General features: G+C 69.6%; 12 protein-coding genes. 8 read left to right on the forward strand and 4 right to left on the reverse strand.

Features of this window, described 5'->3' with window-relative positions:
• The first annotated feature begins 76 nt into the window (after positions 1-76).
• Genes AC1DYN_RS00170 through AC1DYN_RS00205 form a run of 8 tightly spaced genes read left to right on the forward strand, consistent with a single transcriptional unit; the run spans position 77 to position 9166 of the window.
• The gene (locus tag AC1DYN_RS00170; protein ID WP_477957059.1) at positions 77-1024 is read left to right on the forward strand and encodes a LysR family transcriptional regulator; all 948 of its coding nucleotides are present in this window, start codon (positions 77-79) and stop codon (positions 1022-1024) included.
• The gene (gene guaD / locus AC1DYN_RS00175) at positions 1021-2313 is read left to right on the forward strand and encodes a guanine deaminase (RefSeq protein WP_477957060.1); all 1293 of its coding nucleotides are present in this window, start codon (positions 1021-1023) and stop codon (positions 2311-2313) included. The genes AC1DYN_RS00170 and guaD overlap by 4 nt, the downstream gene beginning before the upstream one ends.
• A gap of 60 nt (positions 2314-2373) precedes the next feature.
• Complete coding sequence (locus AC1DYN_RS00180) at positions 2374-3909, forward strand: ABC transporter ATP-binding protein (protein WP_477957061.1); 1536 nt, start codon at positions 2374-2376, stop codon at positions 3907-3909.
• A complete protein-coding gene (locus AC1DYN_RS00185) occupies positions 3896-5014 on the forward strand; it encodes an ABC transporter permease (protein WP_477957062.1) in 1119 nt (372 codons plus the stop codon). The genes AC1DYN_RS00180 and AC1DYN_RS00185 overlap by 14 nt, the downstream gene beginning before the upstream one ends.
• Positions 5014-5931: an ABC transporter permease gene (locus tag AC1DYN_RS00190; RefSeq protein WP_477957063.1), complete on the forward strand. Its 918-nt coding sequence runs from the start codon at positions 5014-5016 to the stop codon at positions 5929-5931. Before AC1DYN_RS00185 ends, AC1DYN_RS00190 begins: the two co-directional genes overlap by 1 nt.
• Before the next feature lie 50 nt (positions 5932-5981).
• Positions 5982-7145, forward strand: coding sequence for a BMP family ABC transporter substrate-binding protein (locus AC1DYN_RS00195; protein WP_477957064.1), 1164 nt, complete (start codon positions 5982-5984; stop codon positions 7143-7145).
• Positions 7146-7148: 3 nt separating this feature from the next.
• Complete coding sequence (locus tag AC1DYN_RS00200; RefSeq protein ID WP_477957065.1) at positions 7149-8138, forward strand: Rieske 2Fe-2S domain-containing protein; 990 nt, start codon at positions 7149-7151, stop codon at positions 8136-8138.
• Positions 8135-9166, forward strand: a complete 1032-nt coding sequence (locus tag AC1DYN_RS00205) for an adenosine deaminase (RefSeq protein WP_477957066.1) — start codon at positions 8135-8137, stop codon at positions 9164-9166. The genes AC1DYN_RS00200 and AC1DYN_RS00205 overlap by 4 nt, the downstream gene beginning before the upstream one ends.
• Positions 9167-9256: 90 nt before the next feature.
• Here the strand turns inward: AC1DYN_RS00205 and AC1DYN_RS00210 are convergent, their stop codons facing one another.
• The 4 genes from AC1DYN_RS00210 to AC1DYN_RS00225 form a co-directional block, all read right to left on the reverse strand.
• Positions 9257-12913 carry an RICIN domain-containing protein gene (locus tag AC1DYN_RS00210; RefSeq protein WP_477957067.1) on the reverse strand — a complete coding sequence of 1219 codons (3657 nt, stop codon included), beginning with the start codon at positions 12911-12913 and terminating at the stop codon, positions 9257-9259.
• 181 nt (positions 12914-13094) lie between these two features.
• On the reverse strand, positions 13095-13784 hold the full coding sequence (locus AC1DYN_RS00215) for an ORF6N domain-containing protein (RefSeq protein ID WP_477957068.1): 690 nt from the start codon (positions 13782-13784) through the stop codon (positions 13095-13097).
• Positions 13785-13805: 21 nt separating this feature from the next.
• A complete protein-coding gene (locus AC1DYN_RS00220) occupies positions 13806-14183 on the reverse strand; it encodes a hypothetical protein (protein ID WP_477957069.1) in 378 nt (125 codons plus the stop codon).
• Between the two features lie 121 nt (positions 14184-14304).
• Positions 14305-15144, reverse strand: coding sequence for an alpha/beta fold hydrolase (locus AC1DYN_RS00225; RefSeq protein WP_477957070.1), 840 nt, complete (start codon positions 15142-15144; stop codon positions 14305-14307).
• Between the last annotated feature and the right edge of the window lies 1 nt (position 15145).

Consider the following 15145-nt stretch of genomic DNA (forward strand, 5'->3'; position numbering starts at 1 on the left):
ACAGACTCCCGAAAGGTAAACCGTCCCGCCGCCGTCGTTATACGATGCGGCCCATATCATCTATCAGCCAGCGGCCATGGCGCAGCGCGCGGATTTCGACAAGATCGAGCTCTACCTCATCCGGGTCCTGCACACCTTGATCACCGAACGCAATGTTTCGCGGGCGGCGCTTCGCCTGCGCAGCACCCAGCCCGCCGTCAGTGCCCAATTGAAGCGCCTGCGCGCGCTCACCGGTGACCCCTTGCTGGTGCGCGCCGGCCACGGCATGACACCCACCGCCACGGCACTGCAATTGGTGGGCCCGGCCACGGCACTGCTGGCCGAGGCCGACCGGCTGTTCAGCCCGCGCAGCCGCGCCCAGGGCTTCGACCCGCTGACCAGCACCGACACCTTCCGCATCGCGGCCAGCGACTACCTGGACCCGCTGTTCCTGCCCCAGCTCGTGACCGCGCTGAAGCACGGCGCGCCCGGCGTGCGCATCGAGCTGCTGCCGCTGACGGGCGAGTTCGACCACCGGCGCGCGCTGGCGCGCGGCGAGGTCGACCTGGTGATCGGCAACTGGCTCGAGCCGCCCGGCGAGCTGCACCTGGGCCGGCTGCTCAGCGACGAGGTGGTGTGCCTGGTCGCGGCCGACCACCCGGCGACGCGCGGCCGCGCCTGGAGCGTCGACAAGTACCTGGCCTGCGAACACGTCGCGCCGACGCCCACCCATGCCGGCGCGCGCGGCGTCATCGACGAGCACCTCGACCGCCAGGGCCTGGCGCGCGACATCGTGGTGCGCAGCGCCCATTTCGGGCTGATCCCCGACATGGTGGCACGCAGCCTGCTGGTGCTGACGACCGGCAAGCTGTTCTGCTCGCGCTACCTGGGAAGCCTGCCGGTGCGCATCGTGCGCTGCCCGGTGGCCTTTCCGGCGCTCACCTACTACCAGCTGTGGCACGACCTGACGCATGCGTCGGCGGCGATGCGCTGGCTGCGCGAACAGGTGCGCGACGCTGCCCGCAGCCTGAGGACGAACGAATGACCGCCAACCGCATCGCGCTGCGCGCCGACCTGCTCGATTTCACCGCGTCCCCCGACTGGGGCGACGTCGATTCCCCGGCCGTGCGCTTTCGCCCCGACCACTGGCTGCTGGTCGAGGCCGGCCGCATCGTCGGCGCCCAGCCCGGCACGCCGGACGCCAGCTGGCAGCTGCACGACCACCGCGGCCGGCTGCTGATGCCCGGCTTCATCGACACCCACGTGCACAGCCCGCAGCTGGACGTGATCGCGAGCTACGGCACGGCGCTGCTCGACTGGCTGGACACCTACACCTTCCCGGCCGAGCGCCGCTATGCCGATGCCGGCGAGGCCGAACGCGGCGCGGCGCGCTTCCTGGATGCGCTGCTGGCGCACGGCACGACCAGCGCGGTGGTCTTCCCGACGGTGCACAAGGTCAGCGCCGACACGCTGTTCGCGGCCGCGCAGGCGCGCGGCATGCGGCTGGTCACCGGCAAGGTGCTGATGGACCGGCATGCACCCGACGGGCTGCGCGACGACGTCGACCAGGCCGAGCGCGATTGCGTCGAGCTGATCGAGCGCTGGCACGGCACCGGCCGGCTGGCCTATGCGGTGACGGTGCGCTTCGCGCCGACCAGCACGCCGGCCCAGCTGGCGATGGCCGGGCGGCTGTGCGCCGCGTACCCGGGCGTCTTCATGCAGACCCACGTGGCCGAGAACCGCGACGAGGTGCTGTGGGTGGCCGAGCTGTTCCCCGAGGCGCGCAGCTACCTCGACGTCTACGCCCGCGCCGGGCTGCTGAACGAGCGCAGCGTGCTGGCGCACGGCATCTGGCTGGACGATGCGGACCGGGCCGCCATCCAGGCCAGCGGGGCGCAGATCGCCCACAGTCCGTCGTCCAACCTGTTCCTCGGCAGCGGGCTGTTCGGCTGGCGCGCGGCCGAGGCGGCGGGCTGCATGGTGAGCCTGGCGACCGACGTGGGCGGCGGCACCAGTTTGTCGATGCTGCGCGCGGCGAGCGATGCCTACCGGGTGCAGGCGATGGCCGGCGAGCGGCTGACGGCGTGGAAGGCCTTGCACGCCGCGACGCGCGGCGCGGCGAAGGCGCTGGGGCTTGCGGACGAGATCGGCTCGCTGGAGGTGGGGCGGGTCGCCGACCTGTGCGTCTGGGACTGGGCCGTCGGGCCGGTGGCCGAGCGGCGCATGGAGGTGGCGCGGGGCTTGCATGAGAAGGTCTTTGCGTGGATGACGCTCGGGGATGAGCGGAACCTCGTGCAGACCTGGATCGAAGGGCGCCAGCGCCATGTGCGGTGATCCCGGATGCCAATCCGGGTCGTCGCCAGAGCACAATCCCAGCCGCCCGCGGAGACAAGCATGTTGCGCCTAGAGTTGATCGACATCAGCAAGACCTACCCCGCCGTCAAGGCCAACGACCGCGTCTGCCTGCGCGTCAAGCCCGGCGAGATCCATGCCGTGCTCGGCGAGAACGGGGCCGGCAAGTCGACCATGATGAAGATGATCTACGGCGCGGTCCGTCCCGACGAGGGCACGATCCGCTGGAACGGCCAGCCGGTCGAGATCCGCAACCCGCAGGAGGCGCGCGCGCTGGGCATCAGCATGGTGTTCCAGCACTTCAGCCTGTTCGACACCCTCACCGCCGCCGAGAACGTCTGGCTCGGCCTCGACAAGTCGCTGACGCTGGCCGCCGTGACGCAGCGCATCACCGAGGTCGCCCGCGTCTACGGCCTCGACGTCGACCCGCTGCGCCCGGTGCACACGCTGTCGGTCGGCGAACGCCAGCGCGTCGAGATCGTGCGTGCGCTGATGACCCACCCGAAGCTGCTCATCCTCGACGAACCCACCTCGGTGCTGACGCCGCAGGCGGTCGAGACGCTGTTCGTCACGCTGCGCCAGCTGGCCAGCGAAGGCTGCAGCATCCTCTACATCAGCCACAAGCTCGACGAGATCCGCGCGCTGTGCCACCACTGCACCGTGCTGCGCGGCGGCCGCGTCACCGGCGAGGTCGACCCGACGCTGGAGACCAACGCCAGCCTGTCGCGCCTGATGATCGGCGCCGAGCCGCCGCAGCTGCAGCACCTGCAGGCGCGGCTGGGCGACGTGGCCCTGTCGGTGCGCGAGCTGGCGCTGCCCAAGCTCGACCAGTTCGGCATGGACCTGCGCGAGATCAGCTTCGATGTGCGCTGCGGCGAGATCCTCGGCATCGCCGGCGTCTCCGGCAACGGCCAGCAGGAGCTGATGGCCGCGCTGTCCGGCGAAGACCCGCGCGCCGCGCCCGACAGCATCCGCCTGTTCGACCGCCCGATCGGCCGCCAGTCGCCGCGCCGCCGCCGCGCGCAGGGCCTGCACTTCGTGCCCGAGGAGCGCCTGGGCCGCGGCGCGGTGCCGACGCTGTCGCTGGCGCAGAACACGCTGCTCACGCGCACCGCCGCGGTGTCGGGCCAGGGCTGGATCCGCACCGGCGAGGTCGCGGCGCTGGCGCAGCGGCTGATCGAGCGCTTCAACGTCAAGGCCGGCGGCCCGGATGCCCCCGCGAAGAGCCTGTCCGGCGGCAACCTGCAGAAGTTCATCGTCGGGCGCGAGATCGACGCCGCGCCGCGCCTCTTGATCGTCTCGCAGCCCACCTGGGGCGTCGACGTCGGCGCCGCGGCGCAGATCCGCGGCGAGCTGCTGAAGCTGCGCGACGCGGGCTGCGCGGTGCTGGTGGTCAGCGAAGAACTCGACGAACTGTTCGAGGTCTGCGACCGGCTGGTCGTCATCGCGCAGGGCCGCGTGTCGCCGCCGATCGCCACCTCGCAGGCCACGGTGGAGCAGATCGGCGAATGGATGAGCGGGTTGTGGACCAAGCGCGGCGCGGCCTTCCACCAGGAGGCGAACCATGCTGAAGCTTGAGGCGCGGCCGGCGCAGAGCCGGGTCATGTCGATCGCGTCGCCGCTGCTGGCGCTGGGCATCACCGTCGTGCTCGGCGTGGTGCTGTTCCTGCTGCTCGGCAAGGACCCGCTGCGCGGCCTGCAGGTGTTCTTCGTCGAGCCGCTGAAGAGCGCCTACGCGCTGTCCGAGCTGGCGGTGAAGGCGACGCCGCTGCTGCTGATCGCGCTGGGTCTGGCGGTGTGCTTCCGCTCCAACGTGTGGAACATCGGTGCCGAGGGCCAGTTCGTGATCGGCGCGATCGCGGCCGGCGGGGTGGCCATGCTGGCCGAGCCCGGCACGGGGCGCTGGATCGTCGTGCCCATCCTGCTGGCCGGCATGCTGGGCGGCATGGCCTGGGCCGGCATCGTCGCGCTGCTGCGCGACCGCTTCAACGCGAGCGAGATCCTGGTCAGCCTGATGCTGGTCTACGTGGCCGACCAGGTGCTGGGCTACCTGGTCTACGGGCCCTGGAAGGACCCGAACGGCTACAACTTCCCGCAGACCATCACCTTCCTCGACGCGACCAAGGTGCCGCGCCTGGTCAGCGGGCTGCGCGTCAACATCGGCCTGGTGATCGCGCTGCTGGCGGTGGCGGCGTTCTGGGCCTTCCTGTTCCGCACCTATGCCGGCTTCCAGCTGCAGGTGGGCGGGCTCGCGCCGGCAGCCGCCCGCTATGCAGGCTTCTCGTCGCGCCGCGCGCTGTGGACCGCGCTGCTCGGCTCGGGCGGCATGGCGGGGCTGGCCGGCGCGCTCGAAGCCGCCGGGCCGCTGGGCCAGCTGACGCCGCACGTGCCGGCCGGCTACGGCTTCGCGGCCATCATCGTCGCCTTCGTCGGCCGGCTGCACCCGGTGGGCATCGTGTTCTCGGCCATCCTGATGAGCATGTTCTACATCGGCGGCGAGCTGGCGCAGTCGCGCCTGGGCCTGCCCAAGTCGCTGACCGGCGTGTTCCAGGGCTTGCTGCTGTTCACGCTGCTGGCCTGCGACACGCTGATCCACTACCGCATCCGCTGGAAGCCGGCGCACGTGCCGGTGCCGGCCGCCGCGCCGCCGGCCGCCTCCTCCACCGCCGAAGGACAAGCCTGATGGACGCCGTCGCCCTGCTGATCGCCGCCACGCTGAACTCCGGCACCGTGCTCGCGTTCGCGGCGCTCGGGCTGCTGATCAACGAACGCGCCGGCATCGTCAACCTCGGCGCCGAGGGGCTGATGCTGATCGCCGCGATCGCCGGCTTCGCGACCGCGGTGCACACCGGCAGCGACTGGCTGGCCTTCGCGGCCGGTGCCGGTGCCGGCGCGCTGCTGGCCGCGGCCTTCGGCGTGCTGGTGATCTGGCTCAACACCAACCAGTACGCCACCGGCCTCGCGCTCAGCCTGTTCGGCAGCGGCTTCTCGGCCTTCGTCGGCATCGGCTACGTGCAGGAGAAGCTGTCGGAGCGGCCGCACTTCCAGGTGCCCTGGCTGGCCGACATCCCGCTGCTCGGCCCGGCGCTGTTCCGCCAGCACCCGATGGTGTATGCGGCGATCGCGCTGACGGTCGCGCTGGCCTGGTTCCTGTACCGCTCGCGCGCCGGACTGGTGCTGCGCGCGGTCGGCGAATCGCCCGAATCGGCGCATGCGCTGGGCTACCCGGTGCGCCGCATCCGGCTGCTCGCGGTGGTGGTGGGCGGCGCGCTGTGCGGGCTGTCGGGCGCCTACATCTCGGTCGTCTACACGCCGCTGTGGGTCGAGGGCATGATCGCCGGCAAGGGCTGGATCGCGCTGGCCCTCACCACCTTCGCCACCTGGCGACCGGCACGCGTCTTGCTCGGCGCCTACCTGTTCGGCGGCGTGACCATGCTGCAGTTCTACCTGCAAGGCGAAGGCGTCCAGGTCTCGGCGCAGCTGCTGACGATGCTGCCCTACCTGTCCACCATCGTCGTGCTGGTGCTGATCTCGCGCAATGCCGGCTGGATCCGCGTGAACATGCCGGCCTCGCTGGGCAAGCCCTTCTTCCCCGGCTGACCGGGGTTTCACAACTGATAAATTCTCGCGTTCCTCACCCTGGAGTCCCCATGAACCCAATTTCCAAACGTGCCCTGCTGAAGCTCGCAGGGTGGAGCACGCTGGCGGCAGGCACCGCGCTGGTGGGTTGCGGCAAGAAGGAAGAAGCGCCCGCCCCGGCACCGGCCCCGGTGGCCGCCGCGTCGGCCGCAGCGCCCAAGCCCGAGCCGCTGAAGATCGCCTTCGCCTACGTCGGCCCGGTGGGCGACGGCGGCTGGACCTTCGCGCACGACAACGCGCGCAAGGCGCTCGAGAAGGAATTCGGCGACAAGATCCAGACCAGCTTCGTCGAGAAGGTGCCCGAGGCGGCCGATGCCGAGCGGGTGTTCCGCGACATGGCCAGCCAGGGCAACAAGCTGATCTTCGGCACCACCTTCGGCTACATGGAGCCGATGCTGAAGGTGGCGGCCGACCTGAAGGACGTGAAGTTCGAGCATGCCACCGGCTACAAGCAGGCCGAGAACATGCGCACCTACGACAGCCGCACCTATGAAGGCGCCTACATGGCGGGCGTGGTGGCCGGCGGCATGACCAAGAGCAACGTGCTGGGCGTGGTCGGCTCGATCCCCATCCCCGAGGTCATCCGCAACATCAACAGCTTCACGCTGGGCGCGCAGTCGGTGAACCCGAAGATCAAGACCAAGGTGGTCTGGGTCAACGAATGGTTCAACCCGCCGAAGGAAACCGAGGCCGCGCAATCGCTGATCAACGGCGGCGCCGACGTGCTGATGCAGAACACCGATTCGAGCGCGGTGCTGCAGACGGCCGAGAAGGCCGGCAAGTACGCCTTCGGCTGGGACAGCGACATGACGGCCTACGGCCCGAAGGCCCACCTGGCCTCGAGCATCATCAACTGGGCGCCGTACTACAAGAAGGCGACGCAGGATGCGCTGGACGGCAAGTGGGCCGGCAACAGCGCATCGTGGTGGGGCGTCAAGGAAGGCGCGATCGACCTGGTGTCGATCTCCGACAAGGTGCCCGCCGACCTGAAGGAGAAGGTCGAGAAGGTCAAGGCCGGCCTGAAGGACGGCACGTACGTGATCTGGAAGGGCCCGATCGTCGGCAACGACGGCAAGGAAGTGCTGAAGAAGGACGAGGTCGCCGACGACAAGTTCCTCGGCGGCGTGAAGTTCTTCGTCAAGGGCGTCGACGGTAAAGTGCCGGGCGGCAAGTAAGCCTTGATCGAAGCGACGCTGTGGCACCCGGTGGCCGACAGCGCCTCGCTGGGCGCTGGGCCGCTGGGCGTGCGGCTGTTGTCGCAGGACCTGGTGCTGTGGCGCGATGCCGCGGGCCAGGTGCGGGTCTTCACCGACCGCTGCCCGCACCGCGGCACGCGGCTGTCGCTGGGCCGCGTGGTGCAGCAGGACGGGCAGGCGGCGATCGAATGCCCGTACCACGGCTGGCGCTTCGCGGGTGACGGGCGCTGCGTGCTGGTCGCGTCGCAGCCGTCGTTCCAGCCGCCGGCCTCGCATGCGGCGTGTGCGCACCAAGCGCAGGAGGCCCACGGCCTGGTCTGGGTGCGGTTGCAGGGTGGTGACACGCCGCTGCCGGCCTTCGAGGCCGAGACCGACCCGCAGCTGCGCAAGCTGCTGTGCGGGCCGTACGACGTCGAGACCAGCGCCGGCCGCATCGTCGAGAACTTCCTGGACCTGTCGCACTTCGGCTTCGTGCACGACGGCTGGCTCGGCGAGCGGCAGCAGGTGCGCACGCCGGACTACGCCGTGCAGGCCACGCCGACGGGTTTTGTCGCCACCGGCTGCCAGGCCTGGCAGCCGAAGAGCAACCGGCTCGCCACCGAGGGCAGCTGGGTCGACTACCGCTACGAGCTGACGGCGCCGTTCAGCGCACTGCTGACGAAACTGCCGCAGGCGCAGGACGCGGCCCGCAACGACACGCGCGACGTGATCGGCCTGTTCGTCTGCCCGCTCGACGAGGAACGCAGCCGCGTGTGGTTCCGCCTTGCGGTGACCGATGCCGAATCGAGCGACGACGCGCTGCGCGCCTTCCAGCACACCATCTTCGCGCAGGACCAGCCCATCCTCGAGTCGCAGCGCCCGAAGCGCCTGCCGCTCGCCGGGGGCGAGGTGCACTGCGCGGCCGACCGCAGTTCGGCCGCCTACCGCCGCTTCCTGAACGAACGCGGCATCCGTTTTGGAGCCCTGACATGAACCTCGACGCCATCCCCCGCGACCGCCTGCCCGCGCTGCTGTGCGCGATGCCGAAGGCCGAGCTGCACATCCACATCGAGGGGTCGCTGGAGCCCGAGCTGATCTTCGCGCTGGCGCAGCGCAACGGGGTGTCGCTGCCGTACCCGAGCGTCGAAGCCTTGCGCCAGGCCTATGCCTTCACCGACCTGCAGAGCTTCCTCGACATCTACTACGCCGGCGCCAGCGTGCTGCTGAAGGAGGAGGACTTCTTCGACATGGCGATGGCCTACTTCCGCCGCGCGAAGGCCGACAACGTGGTGCATGCGGAGCTGTTCTTCGATCCGCAGACGCACACCGAGCGCGGCGTGCCTTTCAAGACGGTGATCGAGGGGCTGACGCGGGCCGGCGAGGCGGCGCGGCGCGAGCTGGGGGTCAGCAGCGCGCTGATCCTGTGCTTCCTGCGGCACCTGAGCGAAGAGGCGGCATTCGAGGTGCTGGAGCAGGCGCTGCCGTTCCGCGATCGCTTCATCGGCGTCGGGCTGGACAGCAGCGAGCGCGGGCATCCACCGGAGAAGTTCGCGCGGGTGTTCGCGAAGTGCCGGGAGCTCGGGCTGCGGCTCGTCGCGCATGCGGGCGAAGAAGGGCCGCCGGCCTACATCTGGAGTGCGCTCGACGTGCTGAAGGTGGAGCGCATCGACCACGGCGTGCGCTGCGTCGAGGACCCGGCGCTGGTGAAGCGGCTGGCGGCCGAGCGCGTTCCGTTGACGGTGTGCCCGCTGTCGAACGTGAAGCTGTGCGTCTACCCGACGATGGCGTCGCACCAGCTGGGCGCGCTGCTCGATGCGGGGCTGTGCGCGACGGTCAACTCGGACGACCCGGCGTACTTCGGCGGGTACATGAATGCGAACTTCCTGGCCACCTTCGAGGCGCTGCCGGCGCTGGGGGCACGGCAGGCGCACCAGCTGGCGAAGAACAGCTTCGAGGCGAGCTTCGTCGACGAGGCCACCAAGGCGGCGTGGAACCGCCAGCTCGACCAGGCCTTCGCGTGATCGTTCCGCCGCTCCCGGATTGCGCTTCGCTTCATCCGGGCTACAGGCCTGCTGGTCATGTAGCCCGGATGCCAATCCGGGGATCGTCGTTCACTCCCGCCACATGCGCCCCGCCCAATCCGAGAAGGTCTTGAGCCGCTGAGCTTCCGCCCCGTGGTTGCGCGCCGACATCACGCTCCAGGTGATGTACTGCTCGCCGGTCCAGTCCACCCAGCCGCCGACCAGGTGCGGCTGGCCCTTGCCGTTCAACGGCAGCGGCGTGCGCTTCGGATCCAGGCAGAAGCGGAAACCTGACTTGACTTCCGGCTCGCTGCCGAACAGCGCGTTCGGATCGCAGCGCCGCCACTGCTCGTAGGTGGTGTTCGCATACAGCGCGTTGTACAGCGAGATCGAGCTGTTGATGAACATCAGGTGCAGCCCCGGCGTCACCGCATCGAGCTGGCGGAAGCGCGACTTCTCCCAGTCGTCCGGCCCGCGGTCGACCACTTCGCCGACGCCCAGCTTGTGGATCGCGAGCGACGCGCGGCTCTGGTGCCCCACGTTGCGGAACAGGTCGGTCGGCGCCGCCGGATCGGGCTGGTTGAACGGCAGGTTGGTGTTGGCCAATTGCGCCAGCTTGGTCCGCACCTGGAAGTAGCGCGCCAGGTGCGAGGCCGACACCGCCGCCGGCGCCTTGGCCGTCACCAGGTCGTCGACCACCGCGGTCGTGAAGCCCATGTGGTACGGCCAGTCCATCGGCCCCATCGACGCGCCCGGCCAGCCCGGGTTCACCGTCATCTGCAGCTGGTACCACTGGTTGGTGCGGTAGAACGACACCAGCCGCGGCTCCCACGAGAAGTAGTTCTCGCGCCCGTTCGCCGGCACGTACAGGATGTGCGGCGCCATGTAGAACACGCTCGGCCAACTGAACGGCCAGCCCCGCTTCTCGCCGATGCCCACCCATTTGCCGGTCGCGTCGCGCGAACCGTGCAGCCAGTCCTGCCGCCCTTCCAGGCCATAGGTGTGGGCCAGCTCCCACTGCTTCACGCCCATCCAGCGGATCGCGCCGAACAGCGCGCGTTCGATGAAGGCCTCCTTCGTGAAGGCGGCCGGCAGGTTGGCCGCGCTCGCCGTCTGTGCCGACATCAGGGCCTGCAGCTTCCTGCCTCCGATCTCGCCGCCATACGGGTGGGCCGGATCGCCCGAAACGCGCGAGCCGCGCCCGCCTCCGGCAAAGTCGATGCTCTTCGCACCGACGTCCCCCAGCCAGTACTGCGCACGCTCGCGCAGCTCGGGCGTCAGGTGGCTCCAGTCGCCATACACGCCGTTCGGGTTCTGGTTGGCCTTCAGGAAGTCGCTGATGCGCTTGACCACCTTGATCGGGTTCGAACCGTCGTCGCCCTGGGTCTCGAACAGGCCTTGCGCCTGCCCGGCCTCGGGTGTCCAGATGTCCAGCGGGCTCTCGATCGGCAGCCACGCGCTCCAGTCGGGCAGCTGCAGCGGGATCGGCATCTCGCGCGTGTTCAGCACCTTGCCGGGGCTCGGGTCCATCGCGGCGTCGAGTTCGGCCTGCGTCACCGCGGCGCTGCTGTTCGCGGCCTTGCCGGTGAACACGTTGACGAAGGACTTGGCGTCCGGCAGCACCGCATCGATGCCGGCACCGGCCGCCCATTCGACCGTCGGCTTGCTGTCCAGCCCCGGGCCGGGCTGGTACGGCGGGTTCCATGGCGTGGCCTGCGCGACATGCGGCACCTTGGGGTATAGCGCGGCGCGCAGGTAGGCCGCGATCTGCCGGCCCTGCGTTTCGCTCAGCCCGTGGAAACGCGAGCGCTGCACGATCGAGTTGTTCGAGAAGTTGAAGTACTGCAGGTCGCGGCCGTCGCTCGCATGGCACGACGAGCAGGCGGCGCGGATCGTCGTGTTGACGATCGGCGACTTCTTCAGCAGGTTCTGCCCGCTCCACAAGGCCTGGCCGGCGCTGGCGTCGGCCGTCCAGGTGCGGCCCGCCTCCTTCTCGGATTGGATGTCGGCCCACTGGCGCGGCTGCGCGGCCGTGAGGTTGCGGCCGGACGCGTCCTGGAGTTGCAGGTCGAGGATGCGGTAGCCGTTGGAGCTGCCGTCGGTGCCGTTGAAGCGAAATTCGATGCGGTTGGCGGCGGGCTGCGCCACCAAGCGGGCGCGCGTCGTCGCATCCAGCGGCACGCGGAAGCGGATCGTCAGCAGGCCGCCGTTGACGCCGCCGTGCGCGCGCTCGACCTCGTCGAGCTGCACGCCGGCATCGCTGATGTCGATCCACGGCGCGGCGCTGCCGTTCGGGCCGCCGACGATGCGCAGGCTGGCCGCGATCTTCGTCAGCGGCTTGCTCAGCGCCTCGAACTCCGGCGAGTTGTAGAAGCCGCAGCGGTGGCAGCGCACGACCAGTTGACTGGCAGCGCCGAGCGATGCGCCATCGAGCGCGAGCTGGACCGGCACCACGGTGGGCGCGTCGGGGGCGCCGGCGCCGAGGACTTCGAGCGGCAGCGTCAGCGTGGGGGCCGGGCCGGGTGCAGGGGCAGGGGCAGGGGCAGGCGCGGGAGCAGGTGCCGGGCTCGGTGCAGGCGCCGGCGACGGGGCAGGCGATGGTGCCGGGCTGGGTGCGGGAGACGGCGCAGGCGCCGGGCTGGGCGCAGGTGCGGGGGATGGCGCAGGGGCCGGAGCAGGGGCCGGAGCGGGCGCCGGGGCTTGTGCATCCGTGGCCGCCAGCTGCCAGCGCTGGTTGTCGTTGTTGCCGCAGTCCCATTGCTGGATGCGGCCGCCGACCGCGGTGCTGAAGTCCTTGACGTCCAGGCACTTGCCGGTGTGCTTGGCCGCGATGCGGAAGCTGTCGCCGACGGGCATCACGCTGAAGCGCTGGTTGGCGCCGGCGCCGTAGCTCCACTGCTGGATCAGTGCGCCGTTGGCGGTGGAGATGTCGCTGACGTCCAGGCCCTTGCCGCTGTTGACGTTGCTGAACGAATAGCTGCCGTCGGCCGCGGCACGCACCTCGAAGCGCTGGCTCGCGGCGCCGCTGCAGGTGGCCTGCAGCGTCTTGGCGCCATCGGCGGTGCTGGCGCCTTCGATGTCCAGGCACAGCTTCGACTGCATGCCGCGCAGCGTGTACTGGCCGACGGCCAGCGCGCCACGGCTGCTGGCGCCGCGCGGGAAGAACAGGAACTGCTGCGCCGCGTCGGCCGTGTTGCAGCCGGACTGCTGCAGCTGTGCGCCGTCGGCAGTCGACTTGCCGGCGATCGTCACGCACTTGCCGCTGGCCGCGCTGACCAGCCGCACGCGGTTGCCTTGCGCGCGCCATGGCTTGAAGCGCTGCGCGGCGGTGTCGTTGTTGGTCCACTGGTGGATGGGCGCGCCGTCGGCCCCCGAGCTGCCCGACAGGTCGAACACCTGCCCGGTGCCGGCGTTGACCAGCTTGATGGTGCCACCGCTCTCGTTGGTCACGTCGAAGGCCTGGGTCAGGCTGTCGCCGCAGCCGGCCTGCTGGATGCGGCCGCCATCGGGGGCCGAGGGCACGGCATCGACGCACTTGCCGCTCTGGGCGTCGATCAGCACGTAGCGGCCGGCGACCAGCACCGGTGTCGCATCGGCACTGGCGGCGGCAGCCGTCTCGCGGTTCAACGCGGCATCGGGCGCGGAGGCGCTGTTCTGGTTGCCGCCGCCGCAGGCGCTCAACAACAGGCTGACGGCCAGGGCAACCGCGGTCGGCGCGGCGTGCAGGGTGGCGTGGTGGCGGAGCATGGCATCCCTCGCGAGTCTTGTTCGCAGAGGCCGTCGGTCGCCTCATGAAACCGGTTTGGATGAAACCGGTTCCATTCTTGCCGCGGGACCGATGCGATGCCCATCGCAAGAAGCAAGAGTGTGCAAGCAGGCGTAAGGCGTGTCCCATGCCCAAACGCGCAGCGCACCCCGAAGAATCAGGTCAACTTTCGTTCTTCTTCTCGGAGGGCGGAACAAAGCCGATGGGCCGCTTCGGAGGATCGGGCGGCATCATCAGCTCGCGCAGCGTGTCGAACACCTGCTTGAGCTGATGACGCGTGTTGCGACTGAAGGTGTCGCGATGCATGGCCAGCACCTCGGTCTTCTCTTCCAGTTCTTTCAGCCGCTGCGACAGCTCGCCATGCATCGAGACCAACTCACGCAGCCGCACGAAAGCGCGCACAACGTAGACCGACACTTCGATGGCACGGGGGCTGTTGAGGATGGTCGCGGCCATCAATGCCCCATGCTCAGTGAACGCGCGCGGGAGGTAGCGCCGGCCACCATGCCCTGTGGGCTCAGAACTTGAGGTCGCAAATTGCGACCTCAAGTCGGCGAACTCGTCTGCCGTCAGGCTGAACATGAAATCGCCCGGAAACTTGGGCAGATTGCGCTTGACGGCCTCGTTGAAACGTTTGGTCGGCACGTCATAGAGGGCGGCCAGATCCGCGTCGACGATCACACGCTGGCCACGAACGATGGCAATGCGCAAGGCAATCGCCTCGAGTGCCGGGAGTTGCTCGTTCCCGATCACGGCCGCTCCCACGACAGGTTGTGGAACGGGTGTGCTGTGGCCATGGCGGCGCACGTTATCGAGGCAGGCTTGGAGGGTCAAGCCAAGGCCGTCAGACATTTGTACCCGATTGACGGCGTCTCAGGAAAAATCGCGATCGTGCGCGGCAATCGCCTCGTCGACAGAGGCGAACCAGCCGGAGCGATCGCCGGGAGCAGCTTCGATGAGCAGCTCGACGAACCTGCCGTCAGAGTCGCGAAGCTGCTCGTCGTCGACGGGCAGCCTGAAGAAGTCGCAACTCTGGACCGTGACCTGTCCGGTGCTCACGTCCTGGAAGCAGCGGTACAAGATCGCGGTCTTGGCATCGCGCCGCTTCCAGACCTTGAGTTCAATGCAGGGATCGGTCATTTCGGCGTGTGGTTGCAAGTGCAGCCCGGTGAGTTCGGTCCCATGCTTTTGGAACATGCCCTCGATGCGGATCGTCGGCGAGTGCATCTCCGGATACTTGACGTCGTTCATGGCGTGGTCCAGCACCGCCACGTGAGACAGTCCCTGGGTGGCTTTCGATCGCGGGGCGATTGTCCTCGATGCGTCGGCCGACCGGGCTCGGCGTTTGAGGTCGCAAATTGCGGCCTCAAGTTCAAGGCGCCATCAGAAACCGCTCCACCACCGTCAACTGCTCCGGCACGTTCAAGGCCGGCGCATGCCCGCAGCCCGGCACCGTCACCACCTGCGCGCGCGGCCCGCGCCGGCGCATCTGCTCGGCCACCTCGGGCAGCAGCAGGTCCGAGTGCTCGCCGCGCAGGCACAGCACCGGCAGCGTCAGCGTGTCCCAGGCATCCCACAGCCGGTAGTCGTCATCGTGGTGGGTGAACTGCATCACCATCGCCGGGTCGTAGTGCGGCGTCACGCGGCCGTCGGGCAGGCGGCGCGTCGAGGTCTCGGTCAAACGTCGCCACTGCCCGTCGCTGAGCCAGCCGTACGGCTGGTAGATCTTGCGGAAGTACTGCTCCAGCTCGCTCACCGTCTCGAAGGCCGCCGGCCGCCCTGCATAGCCGCGGATGCGCGCCAGCGCCGGCTCGGCCAGCTCCGGGCCATTGTCGTTCAGCACCAGCTTGCGGATGCGCCCGCGCAAGGGTCCGGCCGCGGCCAGCGTGCCGATCGCCCCGCCCATCGACGTGCCCAGCCAGTGAAACTCGTGCAGCCCCAGCTGGTCGGCCAGCGAGACCGCCTGGCGCACGTAGAACGCCAGGCAGTACTCGCGCTCGGGCTCGCGGCTCCATTCGCTCAGGCCGCGGCCCAGCGTGTCCGGGCAGATCACCCGGTAGCGCTGCGACAGGTGCGCCGCCACCTCGTCCATGTCGCGGCAGGTGCGCGCGAGGCCGTGCCAGGCGATCACGGTCTCGCCGCGGCCGGCGCCCCACTCGGTGTAGTGGAGCTCGCGGCCTTCGCACGCCAGGTAGTGCGACGTGAACGACACC

The organism is Rhizobacter sp. P2_D12 (assembly GCF_056404395.1).